11 protein-coding genes and 6 tRNA genes are annotated in these 16,393 nt (G+C 56.0%); 12 read left to right on the forward strand and 5 right to left on the reverse strand.

The features are described from left to right. Positions 1-120 precede the first annotated feature (120 nt). A complete protein-coding gene (locus HMPREF0178_RS15710) occupies positions 121-660 on the forward strand; it encodes a hypothetical protein (RefSeq protein ID WP_009380738.1) in 540 nt (179 codons plus the stop codon). A gap of 61 nt (positions 661-721) precedes the next feature. On the opposite strand, the gene HMPREF0178_RS15715 is transcribed toward HMPREF0178_RS15710, so the two are convergent. Continuing rightward, positions 722-1,657: a YceI family protein gene (locus tag HMPREF0178_RS15715; protein WP_009380740.1), complete on the reverse strand. Its 936-nt coding sequence runs from the start codon at positions 1,655-1,657 to the stop codon at positions 722-724. A gap of 291 nt (positions 1,658-1,948) precedes the next feature. Here HMPREF0178_RS15715 and HMPREF0178_RS15720 point away from each other — a divergent pair. From HMPREF0178_RS15720 to HMPREF0178_RS15740, 5 genes are all read left to right on the forward strand, one after another. Then, a tRNA-Gly gene (locus HMPREF0178_RS15720) sits at positions 1,949-2,023 on the forward strand. A gap of 14 nt (positions 2,024-2,037) precedes the next feature. Then, positions 2,038-2,112: transfer RNA gene (locus HMPREF0178_RS15725), tRNA-Cys, on the forward strand. A gap of 5 nt (positions 2,113-2,117) precedes the next feature. Next, a tRNA-Gly gene (locus HMPREF0178_RS15730) sits at positions 2,118-2,192 on the forward strand. Positions 2,193-2,211: 19 nt separating this feature from the next. Then, positions 2,212-2,286: transfer RNA gene (locus tag HMPREF0178_RS15735), tRNA-Gly, on the forward strand. Positions 2,287-2,722: 436 nt separating this feature from the next. Beyond that, positions 2,723-4,507, forward strand: a complete 1,785-nt coding sequence (locus HMPREF0178_RS15740) for a DEAD/DEAH box helicase (protein ID WP_009380742.1) — start codon at positions 2,723-2,725, stop codon at positions 4,505-4,507. 449 nt (positions 4,508-4,956) lie between these two features. Here the strand turns inward: HMPREF0178_RS15740 and HMPREF0178_RS15745 are convergent, their stop codons facing one another. The 4 genes from HMPREF0178_RS15745 to HMPREF0178_RS15760 all read right to left on the reverse strand — a co-directional run bounded on the left by HMPREF0178_RS15745 (position 4,957) and on the right by HMPREF0178_RS15760 (position 10,295). Beyond that, a complete protein-coding gene (locus tag HMPREF0178_RS15745; protein ID WP_009380744.1) occupies positions 4,957-5,202 on the reverse strand; it encodes a hypothetical protein in 246 nt (81 codons plus the stop codon). A 295-nt stretch (positions 5,203-5,497) separates the two neighbouring features. Next, complete coding sequence (locus tag HMPREF0178_RS15750) at positions 5,498-7,066, reverse strand: LuxR C-terminal-related transcriptional regulator (RefSeq protein WP_009380746.1); 1,569 nt, start codon at positions 7,064-7,066, stop codon at positions 5,498-5,500. 357 nt (positions 7,067-7,423) lie between these two features. Continuing rightward, a complete protein-coding gene (locus HMPREF0178_RS15755; protein ID WP_009380754.1) occupies positions 7,424-8,458 on the reverse strand; it encodes a TRAP transporter substrate-binding protein in 1,035 nt (344 codons plus the stop codon). A gap of 256 nt (positions 8,459-8,714) precedes the next feature. Further along, on the reverse strand, positions 8,715-10,295 hold the full coding sequence (locus HMPREF0178_RS15760) for a transporter associated domain-containing protein (RefSeq protein ID WP_009380756.1): 1,581 nt from the start codon (positions 10,293-10,295) through the stop codon (positions 8,715-8,717). A 755-nt stretch (positions 10,296-11,050) separates the two neighbouring features. On the opposite strand from HMPREF0178_RS15760, the gene HMPREF0178_RS15765 reads away from it, so the two are divergent. The 6 genes from HMPREF0178_RS15765 to HMPREF0178_RS15790 all read left to right on the forward strand — a co-directional run bounded on the left by HMPREF0178_RS15765 (position 11,051) and on the right by HMPREF0178_RS15790 (position 15,803). Next, positions 11,051-11,125: transfer RNA gene (locus HMPREF0178_RS15765), tRNA-Gln, on the forward strand. 16 nt (positions 11,126-11,141) lie between these two features. Beyond that, a tRNA-Glu gene (locus HMPREF0178_RS15770) sits at positions 11,142-11,218 on the forward strand. A gap of 905 nt (positions 11,219-12,123) precedes the next feature. After that, the gene (locus HMPREF0178_RS15775) at positions 12,124-13,554 is read left to right on the forward strand and encodes a DEAD/DEAH box helicase (protein WP_009380758.1); all 1,431 of its coding nucleotides are present in this window, start codon (positions 12,124-12,126) and stop codon (positions 13,552-13,554) included. Continuing rightward, entirely contained in the window at positions 13,551-14,741 is a 1,191-nt protein-coding gene (locus tag HMPREF0178_RS15780) for a phosphoadenosine phosphosulfate reductase (protein ID WP_009380760.1), read from the forward strand. The genes HMPREF0178_RS15775 and HMPREF0178_RS15780 overlap by 4 nt, the downstream gene beginning before the upstream one ends. Beyond that, positions 14,741-15,166, forward strand: coding sequence for a hypothetical protein (locus HMPREF0178_RS15785; protein WP_009380762.1), 426 nt, complete (start codon positions 14,741-14,743; stop codon positions 15,164-15,166). Before HMPREF0178_RS15780 ends, HMPREF0178_RS15785 begins: the two co-directional genes overlap by 1 nt. After that, complete coding sequence (locus HMPREF0178_RS15790; protein WP_009380764.1) at positions 15,156-15,803, forward strand: ParB/RepB/Spo0J family partition protein; 648 nt, start codon at positions 15,156-15,158, stop codon at positions 15,801-15,803. The genes HMPREF0178_RS15785 and HMPREF0178_RS15790 overlap by 11 nt, the downstream gene beginning before the upstream one ends. Positions 15,804-16,393 lie beyond the last annotated feature (590 nt).

Consider the following 16,393-nt stretch of genomic DNA (forward strand, 5'->3'; position numbering starts at 1 on the left):
GTATAGAAAACGCGCATTCCACCCTGCCGGGGAAGGGTGCGCCTTCCGGTTGCGCGTTGCGCACAGCACGGAAGAACGGCCCTTCTCACAGCACTGATGAGAGATTTGAGGAAAAAAACCATGAAACACATTACATGCCTTTGTGCCGGAACGCTGCTGGCCTGCCTGGCCCTGAGCAACGCCTATGCATCCACTCCCCGTCATTTCCTGCCGTACACGGCGGACTTTTCTGTCCCGGCCCACTCCGCCGGCTCGGAGAACCCCCTTGTGGCCGACAGGGACAACCACCGGGAACAGATGCGGCAACAGCGCCAGCTTGAGCGGCGCGAAAGGATGCACCGCGCCGAGGATCGCTACCAGCAAGGGAAAATGCGCCAGGAACAGGAACGCATGATCCGCGAGCAGCGCCGCACGGAGAGGGAACAGGCCCGTCGTAACGGCCAGCATTGGGACAACAGGGACCACAAGGACAGCAAGTGGAACGACCGGGATCGCAATCATCCGAGAAGAAAGCACGATAAGGATCGGCTGGAACGTGAGCGGCGGAAAGACCACCAGTATAACCGCCATCCCCAGCCCCGCCATGATGACGGGCAGTACCGCCCCGAAGAGTTGAAGCGCCGCGGCTTTGACGACGGCCAGTATCATCCGGGCCGCTGAAAACAGGAACAGGATCGCCGTGTAGCGATCCTGTTCCTGTTTTCATTGCGCAGATCTGAGCTTATGGCCTCTGGGAACGGAAAAACAGCATCACGCTGAGACTGATGTTGTCATCGACACTGTGCATTCCCAGAAAACGGTAAAAACGTGCCGAACCATAGCGCACGCCCCAGAGCGTCCTGTCCCAGACCAGCTGGCAGAACATGCTGAGCTCCCCATCAGGCAGGTTCCGCAGCTCCGCGTCGCATTCGATGGCCCGCTCAGTCCGCAGCACGCTGAGCTGCCCCTGCAAGCGGTGCGTACGCCCCGTTACAGTGGCCCCCGTGAGGGGCATCAGCGACAGGATATCCAGTTGCGCCGTGGGGTAGGTCATGACGTCGAAAAAATCGAGGGATTTCAAATGGGCAATCAGGACGGGCAACATCTCGTCCTGTGCGAGATCCCGGCAGGCGATGCCGTTCATGTCCATCGTCAAAAACCCGTCCCCCTCCCCTTGCGGGCCGTGTGGGAAGCGGAGCTCCCCGCCACGCACGGAAAGCGTCCCGTCATGGCTGTGGACAGTGTTATGGCACGCCCACTGGATAAAGCTTTTTTCGGGGATCAGCGTGTACTCCTTAAACATCGGCAAAGGGGACTCATCCTGCACGGGGAAATCCACCCCGGCGCCCTCAAGCGGAAGCCCGGCTTTTCTCCAAGCCTCAAGCCCTCCGGCAAACAGGCTGATATCCGTATAGCCTTCGCGCTGCAGTTTTTCAGCGGCAACGGCACTATCCAAAGAGCCTCCCGCTCCATATACCAAGAGCGGCGCGGCCATATCCGGCACCAGAGCCCGCATCTTCTCCTGAAAAGCCGTTTCGAAGACGCAGACGCCGGATGAGCCGGGGATATGTTGCTGGGCGTGGAACTCGGGGGGCAGCACATCGATGAGGAAACCTCCCGGATGGTTTTGAAGGAACGCTTGCACCTCGCCTATGGAAACGGTACGTATCTGTCGCATGTGGCAATCCTTTTTTCCCTCCAAAATACGGCGCGGCCCTTTCCTCCTCAATGATTACCCACGGAATGCCTGATCTGCCGCCTCCAAGACGGGCATTGCAGCGGACGGTCGCCCTCTCCTCCCGCTTCTGATTCCGGATGCGGAAAAGGCCCCTCCCGAGCGTTCCCGGCAAAGGAATAACATCCTCGACATGTTAAGCGGCATACGGAAAAGATGGAAAAGAAATATGTGTTTTTTGAGAAACAACGCTTGACAGAAGCGGGGTTCGACGGTAAACCTTCTCTTCGTTGAGCGGGAGTAACTCAGTGGTAGAGTGCAACCTTGCCAAGGTTGAAGTCGCGGGTTCAAATCCCGTCTCCCGCTCCAACAAACACGCTCAAGGCGACGTAGCCAAGTGGTAAGGCAGAGGTCTGCAAAACCTCCATCCTCCGGTTCAAATCCGGACGTCGCCTCCATTTGAGCGGGAGTAACTCAGTGGTAGAGTGCAACCTTGCCAAGGTTGAAGTCGCGGGTTCAAATCCCGTCTCCCGCTCCATTTTTCTTTACACCGCATTGCGGGAGTAACTCAGCGGTAGAGTGTCAGCTTCCCAAGCTGAAGGTCGCGGGTTCAAATCCCGTTTCCCGCTCCAGGAATCTCAAGGGGTTACATCGTACGATGTAACCCCTTTTCTTATGCGGCGTTGCCGCTGTGCCACCAATGGTCCTTTTCCGAACCTCGATCAGCCACCCGGCGAAATCCCCAAACCGGAACATCTCCATGGCGTCAGGCCTCGGCCCTCCCTTGTGCAGCGGGCGTTGCAGGGTGAAAAAGGAAACCCCTTTCCGGTTTACGGCGGAGGCTTCCATACGCGGAAATGCTGGTCAAAAAGGGGCCAACATCACCATAGGCTCCGTCGGAAAACGGGCCGGTATATCAAGCTTCCACACGGCATTTTTTGCCGCGTCCCGGCCCGTACGGGGCGCTCCCCGCTCTCCGAGTATGTATTGGAAATCATGCTTATTGTGCCTCCAGCGCAATGAGACTGTGTTTACCCCCGTTTTGATATTTTTACCTACAGGAACATCATGACCGCATCGTTTACAGAACTGGGACTGTCCCAGGAACTCTTGAAAGCTGTTGAAGATTTAGGGTTTGAAGAACCCTCCCCCATTCAGGTTTTGGCTATCCCGGCACTGCTGACGGGAAAGGATGCCGTGGGCCAGGCGCAGACCGGAACCGGCAAAACGGCGGCGTTCGGCCTGCCCATTCTGGAAAAGATCGCTTCCGGCAAGAGCGTGCAGGCGCTGGTGCTTTGCCCTACCCGCGAGCTGGCCATTCAGGTATCCGAAGAACTGAGCAAACTGGCCGTACACAAACGGGGCGTTTCGGTTTTGCCGATTTACGGCGGGCAGCCCATTGAGCGGCAGCTTCGGGCGCTTGCCAAGGGCGCACAGGTGGTCGTGGGCACGCCGGGCCGGGTTATCGATCATTTGCAGCGCGGCACGCTGCGCCTGAGCGAGGCGCGGATTGTCGTGCTGGACGAGGCCGACGAAATGCTGGACATGGGCTTCCGCGAGGATATCGAGCTTATTCTGGAACAAAGCCCGGCGGACTGCCAACGGGTCCTGTTCTCCGCCACCATGCCCCAGCCTATCCGCGAACTGAGCAAGCGTTTCCTGCGCGAGCCGGAGATGCTGACCATCGCCCACAAGATGCTCACGGTCCCCGCCATCGAGCAGGTGTACTACGAGGTCCGTCCATACCAGAAGATGGATGCCCTGTGCCGCGTGCTGGACTCGCAGGGGTTCCGCAAGGCTCTGGTGTTCTGTGCCACCAAACGCAGCGTGGACGAGATAACCGTGCACCTGCAACAGCGCGGCTATCAGGCCGACGGGCTGCATGGCGACATGAACCAGACCCAGCGGGATCGGGTGATGAGCCGTTTCCGTACCGACGGCATTGAGATTCTGGTGGCGACGGATGTGGCCGCACGCGGGATTGACGTGGATGATGTGGATGCGGTGATCAACTATGACATTCCCCACGATGTGGAAGGCTATGTGCACCGGATCGGGCGTACTGGCCGCGCGGGCCGCGAAGGAAAGGCCTTTACCTTCGTCACGGTGCGCGAGCAGTACAAGATCCGCGAAATCATCCGCTATACCAAAGCCCGCATCCAGCCGGGCCAGCTGCCGACCCTGCGCGACGTCAGCAACATCCGTACTTCCAAGCTGTTGGACGAAGTCCGCCAGACCCTGGCCGAAAGCTCTCTGGATCGCTGGCGGGTACTGGTGGAGGATTTCCAGACCGAACACTTCCCGGATGGCGACGCTTCCAGCCGGGATATCTCCGCGGCCTTGCTCAAACTGTTGATGCAGCGGGATTTTGGGAATCAGGACAATGTCGGCGAAGTGGATGAACTGACGATGGAGCCGCAACGCCCCGCCAAAAACGCCGAGGCGAAATCAAAGGGCAGGATGCAGCCGCTTCCCCGCAGACAGGAGTCCGGCCCCATGTCCAGGCTCCACATTGATGTGGGGCGGACGCATGACGTCACCCCCCGCGCACTGGTGGGCGCCATAACCGGCGAGAGCGGCATCCCCGGGCGAAGCGTCGGTGCCATCGATATCCAGAACAACTTCAGTATCGTGGAAATATCCGCCGAGCTGGCCGCGCATGTGTTGGCCACGCTCAACAAGGGTGTATTCATAAGCGGGGTGAAAGTGTCGGCGAAGGCCGCCGATGAGACGGACAGCCCGCATCCACGCAAACCCTTTGCGCCCGGCCAGCGCCGCCAGCGCCCCGGCAAGTTCGGCAAAAAACCACGTGGAGCCACCTTGGGCAGAAAAGCCTACAACGAATCGCGGTAAAAAAGCCTTTCTCCTTCCGGGATACAATCCGCTGGCTCGGCATATACAGCCCCCCTTTTTCTGGATGGGGCTTACCAAGGCCTGTGACGGCGCCTCGGAAATCAGGCAGGCGTGGACAAGCTGCAGGAAGCTAACGACCGCGCGGCATTTGCTCGTATATGGGCAACTGTAGGCTGTTTCGGAAGCAGCCATAGCGCGCAACAGCCTACACTCAACATCCAGCCTTCCTCACAACCCAGTGCTGTAAAAGGTCCGGAGAAATATCCTCCGGGCCTTTTACATGCGTATGCTCGCCGTGCCTCTTCCAGCGCTTTCCCGTCCGACGGACGTCCCAGCCACACGGATTTCAACATAAACCACTATGGCGCTATTCAGAAAAGAGAGCGCATCCATATTCCCGATTGGCGAGCGAAAAACGGGGACAGCGTGATACACCCGCCCTCACGGTTTTACCCATTCGGCACATCGCAGCCTTCCCATGCATCGGGGAGGACTCGGGTGAAGCGCTCCCAGTCTGTAGCGTTCTTGTCTTCGTCCGTAAAAACATACGCGCGCACATCGGTAAAGCCGGTTTCTCCGATAAAATGCCCATACACGGCCTGCCCTTCCCGAATCGCCGCAAAAGAAACGCCGTATCCGGGCCGGGTGATCAGTTGGCCCTTCCCGGCAAGCAAAAGAGCTTCTTCAAACCGCATGTATTCCCCCCTTCGTTTAGCCTTCCCTTACGCGAGGTACGGGCCGCCTTCAAGCTGCCACAAGCTCCAGCCCAGAAAGTAAATGCGTCCCTGACCCAATGCAGGCCTCTCGTAAGGACAATACGGCGTTTCCCCTTCCCCCCTATCCTCTTGGAGATACCCGCCTCACGGTCCCGCTTAGAACCTCATGGCACGCAAAAAAGGCGCTCCCGAAAGAACGCCTCCTCAGCTTCAACTGCCCTTCCCGAGCGGCAACGGCACTTCCCGCCTATCCGCCAGCCTGAACGCAATGCGGCTAACGGCCGCCTCCCTGCGTTTCGGAAATGCCCGCCGGATTCGCCGTCACCAGCCACGCCAGCTCGTGGCGGCTGCTGATCCCAAGGCGGCGGTGAATATTCCGTATATGGGTCTTCAGTGTGCTCGGCGAAATGTTGAGGTTGTCGCAAATGGTCGTATCCGGCGTCTTGCGGGCCAGCAATGCGGCGATCATCGCCTGCTGCCGGGTCAGCCCCAGCTCGCGGAAGTGCGCCTCCAGTTCCTCGATCGGCCAGTCCATCAAGGACATCGGCGTGCTCGGGGCCTGCCCGGCCACCCGTTCCGGCGCGGCCGCCTCACCCTTCGCCAGACGGAAAAAACCCACTTTTTCCAGATAGACGACAAAGATGAAGCTTCCCGCCAAAATGGCGAAGGCCTGAAACGCAAACAGTGAATTGAGCGAGTCGCCCCTGGCAATGCTCTCCGTAATCCAGCCGCTGTTATGGCTTCCCATCCATGACGCCAGCGCGATGCCCCCTATCCCGCAAGCCAGCAGCTGCAGCCTGCGCGTACCCTTGCGATACGAAACCGTGTGCAGAAATGCCGTCATCATATAGATGTTCAGCAAGGTATACCCGAACAGCAAACCGCCAAGCGACAGGCCGGGCGATTCCCTGTGCAGCAAAGGCCACGCGGTATAGCCCACGACCAATACCGGGATGACGAGCAAAAAGGCATACCAGATCGGCGAACGGTGGGCTTGCCCCAGCACCAGTAACGCCGACAGCCCTCCCAGCACGACGAGAAAAAGCACGCTCAGGCTTGGCCCGGGCATGACCGGTTCAAGCGCCCCATACAGATTGTAGTAAGCGCTTTCGCTGAATGCCGTGAGCAGGCATCCACACCACAGGAACAACGGGATACGGGAAAAGGGATAGGTATGCTCCCCCTCCTCACCAGAGGCAGAGGGATACACGGAAGGCAGCAAGGCGAACAGGGCGGGGAAAAGCAACGCGGGAATCACCCAATACGGCTCTGGGCACAACAGGACAAGATAATTGCATATCGGCGCAACGATGCTCGCCAGGCCAAGGCCCAGGACGAGCTGGCCTCCGGAAAACCGGCAAAGCGCCAGACCAATGCGGCAGCCTGCGATGCCGGCCCCTATCCCGGCAAGAGCGCTGACGGCCCAGCTGCCGGAGCGTACCCATCCGGAAAATTCGTTGGAAACCGGCGTAACCATCAACACAACCGGCGTCCACATCAGCAGCAGCGTCACAAGCCTGCGCCGTAAACGCGTGCTCCCAAGAACGGGGAGGACGTATCCTTGGCACGGCTCTTGTTCCGCAAAACGGAACCGCAACCGGAGGCCGTAAGCAAGCAATGCAAGCCCCGTGAACAGCGGCAGGTGGAACAGTTCCCCGGCTTCATCGTTGTAAGGCACGAGCCCCGGATAGCTATACAGACGAAACGCCTGCCAAAGCCATGAAAAGAACAACGCGGACAACAATGCCGTACAGAGCAGCGCCTGCACGGTACGGGCATCCGAAGGCCAAAAACCTTCTTCCGCGGAGCTTCCCACTGATGGGTCAAATATGCCTTTTCTCACATGGACTCCAATACCATGGCATACTCAGGCGTCACCTTCCGGCCTGAACCGACCATAAAAAGGACACTGATCTGCCAAGCAGATTTTTGCCATCCGTTTTCACGGAAGACAACGATTTCAACCAAAAAGTCAAAAAAAACAGATGTAAGGTAAAAAAGAATTTTGACTTCTTTGTCATACTCTGCAGCAAACGCCCTGGCGATTTATCACTCGCCGGGGCAGTCCCGGGGCATAACAGCAAACAACGGGGCTCCCCGGCCCCCCGCCTCTCTTTAGAGTAATAGCCTTATGGCTTAAGTACAAGAGCGCAAAAAGGACAAGTCCTCTTTCATACTCTCTCCTGTAAGCAAAACCGGCTTACTGCTGAGTGGCTACCACAAGGTCAATGAGTTCCTGTGACAACGAGTCCGAAAAAAGGTTCCAAACGGGACGCGTTTTCCGTTTCAGCTCCTCAAGATCGGCCTCCGAAGGTTTGGAAACCTCAAGGCCATCGGCCATAAACCGCTTGACGGCCTCCTCTTCCGACTGCGGGGCCAAGACTTCCCGCTGGTACTTCAATGCCTCGGCGGCCGCTTCACGGATGATGCTCCGGACCTGCGGATCAAGTTCTTCCCACCATTTCTTGTTGGCGCTCAGGATCTGCATACTGTAATTGTGTTGTGAAGCGAAGGCGTACCTGAGGATATCCTCATGCTCCGCGTCGAGCAGGAAAGAAAACGTGTTGCCTTCACCCTCTACGATGCCTTCCTTGAGCGCGGTATAGGTTTCACCCCACGCCAACGGTTTCGGCTTCATGCCAAGGGCTTTCGCCACTTCGACCTCGACGACGGAAGCCGTCGTGCGGACCTGAATGCCCGCCAGATCCGCAACGGAACGGATCGGCTTTTTAACGCTGAAGAAATCCCGGTAGCCGTATTCGCAGTACATGATCGGCTCAAGGCCGACTTCATTGAATTTTCCCTTGAAATACCGGCCAAGCTCACCGTTATCCAACGCCTCATACAAGTTCTTCTGATACTTGACGCTTGTAATGTACGGCAGATCGAAAACCATGAGCGACGGCACCACCCAAGTCAGGTTCGGGCTGGAGCTGACCGCCATTTCGAGCCCGCCGGTCAGCGCGCCTTTGAGCATGACGACATCGCTCCCCAGAACGGCATTGGGGAAAACATGCACCTTGATCTTGTTCTTTGATTTTTGGGCGACCAATTCCGCGAACTTTTCGAAGGCCAAGCTGGTATGATGCCCCGGCGGACACGGATGCGCCAGCCGAAAGCGCACTTTGGGCCCGGAATATTCCGCATGAGCGGAAACCAGCGCCCCACATATGAACATCAGAGCCACGGGCAACAGCAGCACCCGGGCCATGCATTGTAAGAGATTCCGTTTCATTCCGATTCCTCTGTGTTGGTGTAGCGTTCCTCTTCACGGCAGCGCCGGACGACACAGTCGCCAGACTCGTTTGAAAAGAAACGCCACGCCGCACAATCCTCCAAAGAGGTATTTTCTCTCAAAAAACAGGATTCCGCGCTTAAAAAGCAATCCAAAGCGCTTGGGAAGGGTTTTCCTTTCTTAGAATCATCCTAACCTAAACTGTTCTCGCAAAGAAATCCATAGTCGTCTCATGGCAAAATCAATCCGCGCATTCTTATTCACTTTTTTCCGTAATGTCCCCTGAACGCTGTGGATGAATACGGATTTGATCAATACGCAGGCCGTCCATGGACGCGACCGTCCACAAGTGCCCCCAGAAAAACAGGCTCTCCCCCGCAGCGGGGATATGCCCCAGACGCTCAAGCAGCAACCCGGCCATAGTGGCGCAGCTCAGTTCCTCTTCCGGCTGGATGCCCAGGGTATGCAGCCCCTCGTCCACGGCCATACGTCCGGGAAGCAGCCATGAGCCGTCAGGCTGACGGAAGGAATCAGGCTCGGGGGCCACATCCCCCATATGCCCGGCGATGGCGGACAAGATGTCCATAGGCGTCACAACGCCCACGGCGCTCCCGTATTCGTCCAGAACGATACCCATCGGAGCCGGGTGCTGCCTGAAGGCGTCCAACACATCGGGAAGCCCGGTATGCTCGAAAACCATGGGGACGGGGACCACGGAGGACTCAAGCGAAAAACGGCCGGTCTTCTGGTAGCGCCACAGCAGCTCGCGCAGATCCACAACGCCGAGCACTTCGTCGGTATCCCCGCGCATGACCGGAAGGAATGCGTGCTTCGATGCGCCGACGAGCTTGAGAAGGGCTTCCGGCGACTCGTTGCTGTCGAGCCACTGCACCTTATGGCGGGGCGTCATGATATACCGCACGGTCCGCCCGCCAAAACGGATGACCCGTGCGACAATGGCCCGCTCTTCCGGCCTGAACACCTTGTCCCGGCAATCGGAGTAGCCCAGCGCGGCCATTTCCATTTCCGTTTCGCCGCCGGGGATCGTGGTTCCGCCCAGCAGCTCCAAAACAGCTCTGGCGGCGGACTCACGCAATCCGCGCGTTGTGATCCTGTTTCTTCGGTTCCGTAGCGCCAGCTGGTTGAACGCCTCCACAACAATCGAAAAACCGATGGCCGCGTAGAGGTATCCCTTGGGAATATGATAGCCGAGCCCTTCCAAGATAAGGCTCAGGCCGATCATCAGCAAGAAGCCGAGGCACAAAATAATGACAGTGGGATGCCTGTCCACAAACTCCGTCAACGGGCGCGAAGCCAACAGCATCGCCAGAACGGCGATGATGACGGCCAGCATCATGATGGAGAGCTCCTTCACCATGCCTACGGACGTGATGATTGAATCCAAAGAGAATATGGCGTCGAGCACCACGATCTGGGTGATGACCTGCCAAAACACGGCTTGGTGAACGGCCTTCTCTTCCGTGGGCTGAAACCCTTCCAGCCGCTCGTGGAGTTCCATAGTCCCTTTCAACAAAAGAAACAGGCCGCCGATAAGCAGGATAATGTCCCGGGCCGTAAACGAATAGCCCAAAAGGGAAAACCACGGTTTTGTGAGCCCGATCAGCCATGCAACAGTGGAAAGCAATCCCAGACGCATGATCAGGGCAAGCGAAAGGCCAATGGTAAACGCGTGCCTGCGCTTGTCTTCCGGTAACCGTGAAGATAAAATGGAAATAAAAACAAGGTTATCGATGCCGAGCACTACTTCAAGCAGGATAAGGGTGCCCAACCCGCCCCAAGCCGTGGGTTCTGCCACCCACGAAAAATCGAGAAACATATACGCTCCTTCCCCAGAATATGGAGAACGCCGTTGCGATTGAACAAAAAGGACTAGACCAGTCTGGACGTTCAAACCGCCGGAGGCGAACGGGGACAAGCATGGCAAGAAACCCAGCCACGGGGGAGTATGGAAACGGCTAATGAAACCCTGCCTCGCCGCAGGAGTATTCCCGGGCAGAAACAGTTGCCCGACAACGCCACGAATGAACTGAAGGCGTGCCCCCGTTCCAAACGGGACGTACCGGGGGTGGAACGTTCATAAGGAGTATATGCCGCCCTCCCCTGCTCCGGAAGGCTCCAGAACGCTTCCCCCCCGAAGGGAGCCTCCTCGGGCGACAAGGCGAGAGGAACCGGGCAAGGCTCTGGGGTGTTTTCCGTACACGGAAACACCGCGGCGGAATAAAACGAATCGGAGGAAAGAGAAGTTCCCTGCGACGGAAAAAAGAGAAAGCCCCCAGCCATGACAATGGCGAGGAGCAAAACGAGGCGTGTTCGTATGGGAATGTCCACCGGGTAATACTGCAATGCCATGCCCGCTGATGTCAAGTGACCTGCCAAATCAGCATACCGGACGTGGCTCCGTAAGCCCCCCTGCGCACTGCCTCCCTATACCCTCATCGGCACAACTTTTTAGACCATCATCTAATGATGTAAAATAACATATAAAAATATTGTCAGAAAACTTTTTCTTCTGAAGTGCCTCTTTTTTTGTTGACAGTGAGGGTTGTTTTTACTAAACAGCTTTCTGCGCGTTGGGCTATCGTTCAATTGGCAGGACGACGGATTCTGGTCCCGTTAATCGTGGTTCAAGTCCACGTAGCCCAGCCAACACGCACCCCCAGACGTCCCCATCGTCTAGCCGGCCCAGGACAGCGGCCTTTCACGCCGTCAACAGCGGTTCAAATCCGCTTGGGGACGCCACTAGAAAACTAGAGGCGCATCACTTTACTCTGAAATCAGGGTGTTGTGGTGCGCCTTTTGTATTATATCCCCTCCGCTTGTAAAGCTCTCTCCCAAGGCTTTCAGGCCGCGTCGTCCCCTCCACGTGCGCTGTGCGCCTATCTCCCTCTAGCGCCTTTTACCTCCGCGTTCCGTCCCTCAACATTTCTCTTCCCCGTGAAGCAGCAACCGACCGTGGGGCCGTGCTACAGGCTCTCATCTCATCACGGCGCTCTGTATCCGTGGGCTACCCTTTAGCCTTCTCTGCCCCCGATCATACTTGATGAAGTATGATCGGCAGCTAATCCCGCTCCCAAGATCCATTATGAAAACGTCGCCTTTATTCTGAAAAAATAGAGAAAGGCTATCCCCCAACTGTGCCGGTAAGGGCTGTGGAGACAAGCCGGCCGCTGGAACTGTGCGTGTGAGTCTGCTGAGTGTGGTATGGTTTTTGATCGAGTTAGCCACCTTCTGGGACGCTGTCCGGCCAAGACTCCACGCAGGAGGCGTCCCCGGTAATCGGGCACTCGGCTGTCGACATTCCCTACCAGTTCCGGGACACTAAATGGGGCATAAAACGCATGTTATCTGCTCAGACAAAAGGCGAATAAAAACATTTAACTATTTATATTTGTTAAACAACAAGTTAAAATGCCACATCCTATTCCAAGCTTTGAAAAGTCCGACAGGCTATCAATGCGCATGTTGAAATTTTGACATCTGAATATGCCATCAGGAGGATCAGACCTATTTGTCTCCGGCTCAGCTTCCTCAGCACGCATCACGAGAAGTTACCCAACTGACCGCGTAATCATGAGATCTGCTTTTGACAGTCCTCCATCGGTGTTATAATAACCGTTATAGCTTCATGAATGGGGATGACTTCGATGATCGGTTTGAACGCTGACTGGAAACTGACAACGACTGCCTATGCTCATCAGCGGGCGGCGATAGAAAAGCTCTCGCGGCTCAGGGTCGGAGCCCTGTTCATGGATATGGGGACGGGCAAGACGCGTACAGCTCTTGAGCTTGTCTGGCTTCGTAGAAAGCGCATCGCAAAATGTGTCTGGTGCTGCCCCGTATCTCTTATGGAGGAAACCAAAAGGGAAATTCTACGGCACACGTCCTGTCTCGACACGGACATTCACATGATAGGCCCCCGGACGCGGGAGAAGAACGTACCACAGAGCTGGTGGCATATTGTCGGGCTGGAAAGCCTCAGCAGTTCGCCCCGCGTGGTTTATGTTCTTGACAGCCTGATCGACGGTGGAACATTCCTTGTGGTTGATGAATCAACCTATATCAAGGGACGCCGGGCGAAGCGAACACGGCGGCTCATCAGGTTCGGCGCCCGGACTCCCTATCGACTCATTCTCACCGGGACGCCGATTCAGCAGGGAATCGAAGATCTGTATACGCAAATGGAATTTCTTTCCCCGTTGATTCTAGGATACACACCAAGACATGCCTTTCAGAGCGCCTTTGCCGTCTTTCAAGCCCCAAAACGGACTTTTTCCGTTGAAAGCATGAGCATCGGCGAAGTCTGCCGTATCATAGCCCCCTATGTATATCAGGTCAGCAAGGAAGACTGCCTGAAACTGCCTCCGAAGATGTACCGCCGTATTCTGTGCCGTTTTTCCGAAGAGCAAACGACGCTCTATCAGGCGGTGAAGGCTCGCTTCCTAGACGATCTGGATAGTTACGGACCATCCGATCTCAGTACGGCGATTTTCCGTTTATTCAGTGGGTTACATGCCGTTTCCTGCGGCGTCCTGCCGTCCGGCTTTCTGGGGGCAAGGCGTCTGAGAAACCAGAGAATGGATGCTCTGTTCGCTGAACTCAGGCAACTCAAAACCAGCCATGTGATCATCTGGGTGAATTACCTCGAATCGATCGCCGCACTGGATGAGGCTTTTCCCAAAGTCTTTCCAAAGATGCCGGTGTATACGGTTCACGGCAGGATTCCGGCGACGGTGAGAACGACGAAGATCGATCTCTGGAAAAGAAGGGGCGGGGTGCTCATGGCGACGCAAGGGACCGGAGGATACGGGCTGACGCTGACGGAGTCACATCGGGTCTTCTTCTATTCCGAAAACTGGCGGTATGCACTCAGGCTTCAGGCTGAAGACAGATGCCACCGAATAGGCCAAAAGAGCAGCGTATACTACATTACGCTTCAGGGTGAAAGCCGGTTTGACGAACGCATCCGTTCTGCGCTTACCCGGAAGGCCGACGCGCTTGAGGAGCTGAAAAAGGAAGTCAGGAGACTGAATGGCAACAAGAACGCCATAAGGAAACTGGTGGAGCAAGCGGTATGAGGCATTGGCTTGGTATGGAGGTGTTCTCTGCGGCACGCTTGCGGTTGGAGGAGGTCTTTGACGCTTTTGAGCGGGTATATGTCTCTTTTTCCGGTGGAAAGGATTCCGGGGTTGTCGTTCAGCTCGCATTGGATATCGCCCGTGAAAAAGGCCGCCTCCCACTTGATGTGCTGCACATCGATCTGGAAGCGTGGTATGCGCATACCGATGCCTTCGTCACCCGTATCATGACCAGGCCCGATGTCCGTCCGCACTGGATATGCCTGCCCATCCACCTGAGAAATTCCGTATCGCAGATTCAGCCGCACTGGCTATGCTGGGATCCCGATGCGAAGGATTTGTGGGTCCGCGAGCTTCCTGTTCATCCGGGCGTCATTGCGGATGAGGCCTCTTTTCCATGGTTCAGGCGGGGAATGGAGTTCGAGGAATTCGTACCGCTGTTTGCGGAACATTTCGCGGAAGGACGTTCCTGTGCCTCGATAGTGGGCATCCGGAGCGATGAGTCCCTGAACCGCTTCCGGACCATCGCCTCCACGACCAAACGCCGGTGGAACGGAAAGAGCTGGAGCACGGTGACGCCTTCCGGCGTTGTCAACATTTATCCGATTTATGACTGGAAAACGGAAGATGTATGGACAGCCACGGGCAGACAGGGATGGGACTACAACAAAGTTTACGACCTCATGCATCTGGCCGGGGTGGGCATCCACCAGATGCGCCTCTGCCAACCGTATGGCGACGATCAGCGCAAGGGGCTCTGGTTATTCAAGATGCTGGAGCCGGAAACGTGGTCCAGGGTGGTTGGGCGTGTGCAGGGGGCTAATTTCGGCAGCCGTTACGTTGAACTTTCTGGAAACGTGTTCGGCAATATCCGCATCCGCCTTCCGAAAGGGCACACATGGAGGAGTTATGCCGAATTTCTGCTCGACACCATGCCTCCACCCACGGCGGAGCATTACAGAAAAAAGATCAACACCTTCCTAAAATGGTGGACGAAACACGGCTTCCAAGAAATCCCGCAGGAGGCCGATCCCAAACTGGAATCCTGCCGTAAGGCCCCGAGCTGGCGACGTATCTGTAAGACATTGTTGAAAAATGATTACTGGTGCAAGGGGCTGAGCTTTGGCCAGACCAAGCGTGATATGGAGCGCCAGGCGCAGCTCATCATGAAGTACATGGAGCTATGATGGAACTGCTCGAATTCAAGCATGAAAATGATCCGGCAAGAAACCGGGAGCTGTTTGGACTGTTGGGTGAGTACGCAACAAGTTCGGCCATTCGAGACAAACTGGGAGGGGTTATCAGCTCCGAGCCGGGGCGCCTCTGGTTCATCATGACGGAGAAAGGGGAAACAAGGCGAGTAATGGCCTTCGGATCGATACGTTTGGGGCGGGCGGGGGCCACTATTCTCCATTTGTACGCACTGGAGGAAGGGGCGGACATTCCAGTGCTGGAACATTGTCTTGAAAGTGCCCGGGAAAACGGCGCAACACATCTGACAACCACGGATTATTGGACCAGGAAGGAGCTGTATCTGCGATACGGCTTTGCCCCTGTCCGGAAAATTGGACGTTTCGTGCGCTTCAAAAAGGAACTTGAACGTGGAGATTGATGGACTTCTGGCTGAACTGGAGTGTGCACTCAAGGCGGAAAAAGGCGATCTGGACAGGCGCGTTGCCGTGTACAACCGTATCGTCGCTTTGGCTGCGGCCTATCTTGATATGCCGCACCCGGTGGTATGCCCGCAGCTCGTCCCGGTGGATGACGTCCGGGGGAACGATTATAATCCGAACCAAGTCGCTCCCCCCGAAATGCGGCTGCTCAAGCTGTCGATCCGCAAGGACGGTTTTACCATGCCCGTTGTGGTGGCCCGAGACGGCAAGGAGCATGTCGTAGTAGACGGTTTTCATCGGCGGCAGGTGGCGAAGATGGACGCACAGATACGGAAAAGCCTTGGCGGATATTTGCCCGTAGTCAGGCTCGACAAAAGCATTGAGGATCGCATCACCTCCACCGTCAGGCACAATATGGCGCGAGGGACACATCAGGTGGAGCTTACGGCGAGGCTCGTGACGTTGCTCCGCAAGCACAGCTGGACAAACGAAAAGATCGGCAAGGAACTCGGCATGGACCCAGACGAAGTGTTGCGGCTGAAGCAGATGCAGGGGCTCGCCGAAGCCTTTGCCGACCGAGAATTCTCGCAGGCATGGGATATGTGCCCCCAGAGTGCTGCGAAAAGGCAGGAATGAACTGCCCGGATTCATCCGTATTTGGCAAAGCCGCTATTTAGGCTGACCGTGTAGAAAAAGCCTTCTGTAATCGGGTACTCGTAAACCTGCGAGCATGACCTATTCGGGCTATAGTGGCTGAAACAGAATGAATAAGATTACAAGATAAAACCAAATATAGATTTTACTTGGTATTGTTCTTTATCGCGCTATGAACATATACCAATAGGAAGCTATCCCATCTCCTTTTGGGAGAAGGCCCTATATCTGAGTTGGCTTAGACGTGAAAGGCATTAATACATTTCAACTACACCATTTTGTAGGCTCAACGCATCCCTACTTTTGTATAATCCCTCTATTACCACTGCATATGAGAAACCTTCAACACTTTGCCAGATGATCTCCTTTCGAAGGAAGTCCTCTTGTGAAAAATAAGATTTCTCTTCTTTAACCAGTCCATTTCATTCTATCTTATTCCCTGTGCCCCTAAAAACATAACATACTGACATGCTATAAAAACATATCAAAGTAACACTTTATTGACTTTTGTAACACCAACACTTAGAAAAAGGCGAACCTGGTGCTCAATCAACTGCGGGCAACCAGCGTGT

Source organism: Bilophila sp. 4_1_30 (assembly GCF_000224655.1).
GTDB lineage: Bacteria > Desulfobacterota > Desulfovibrionia > Desulfovibrionales > Desulfovibrionaceae > Bilophila > Bilophila wadsworthia.

What these genes read in the sequence shown, in the direction of transcription:
- HMPREF0178_RS15780 (WP_009380760.1), top strand. Translation starts at nt 13,551, where the DNA reads ATGAGGCATTGGCTTGGTATGGAGGTGTTCTCTGCGGCACGCTTGCGG.
- HMPREF0178_RS15745 (WP_009380744.1), bottom strand. Translation starts at nt 5,202, where the DNA reads ATGCGGTTTGAAGAAGCTCTTTTGCTTGCCGGGAAGGGCCAACTGATC.
- HMPREF0178_RS15760 (WP_009380756.1), bottom strand. Translation starts at nt 10,295, where the DNA reads ATGTTTCTCGATTTTTCGTGGGTGGCAGAACCCACGGCTTGGGGCGGG.
- HMPREF0178_RS15710 (WP_009380738.1), top strand. Translation starts at nt 121, where the DNA reads ATGAAACACATTACATGCCTTTGTGCCGGAACGCTGCTGGCCTGCCTG.
- HMPREF0178_RS15775 (WP_009380758.1), top strand. Translation starts at nt 12,124, where the DNA reads ATGATCGGTTTGAACGCTGACTGGAAACTGACAACGACTGCCTATGCT.
- HMPREF0178_RS15785 (WP_009380762.1), top strand. Translation starts at nt 14,741, where the DNA reads ATGGAACTGCTCGAATTCAAGCATGAAAATGATCCGGCAAGAAACCGG.
- HMPREF0178_RS15755 (WP_009380754.1), bottom strand. Translation starts at nt 8,458, where the DNA reads ATGAAACGGAATCTCTTACAATGCATGGCCCGGGTGCTGCTGTTGCCC.
- HMPREF0178_RS15715 (WP_009380740.1), bottom strand. Translation starts at nt 1,657, where the DNA reads ATGCGACAGATACGTACCGTTTCCATAGGCGAGGTGCAAGCGTTCCTT.
- HMPREF0178_RS15740 (WP_009380742.1), top strand. Translation starts at nt 2,723, where the DNA reads ATGACCGCATCGTTTACAGAACTGGGACTGTCCCAGGAACTCTTGAAA.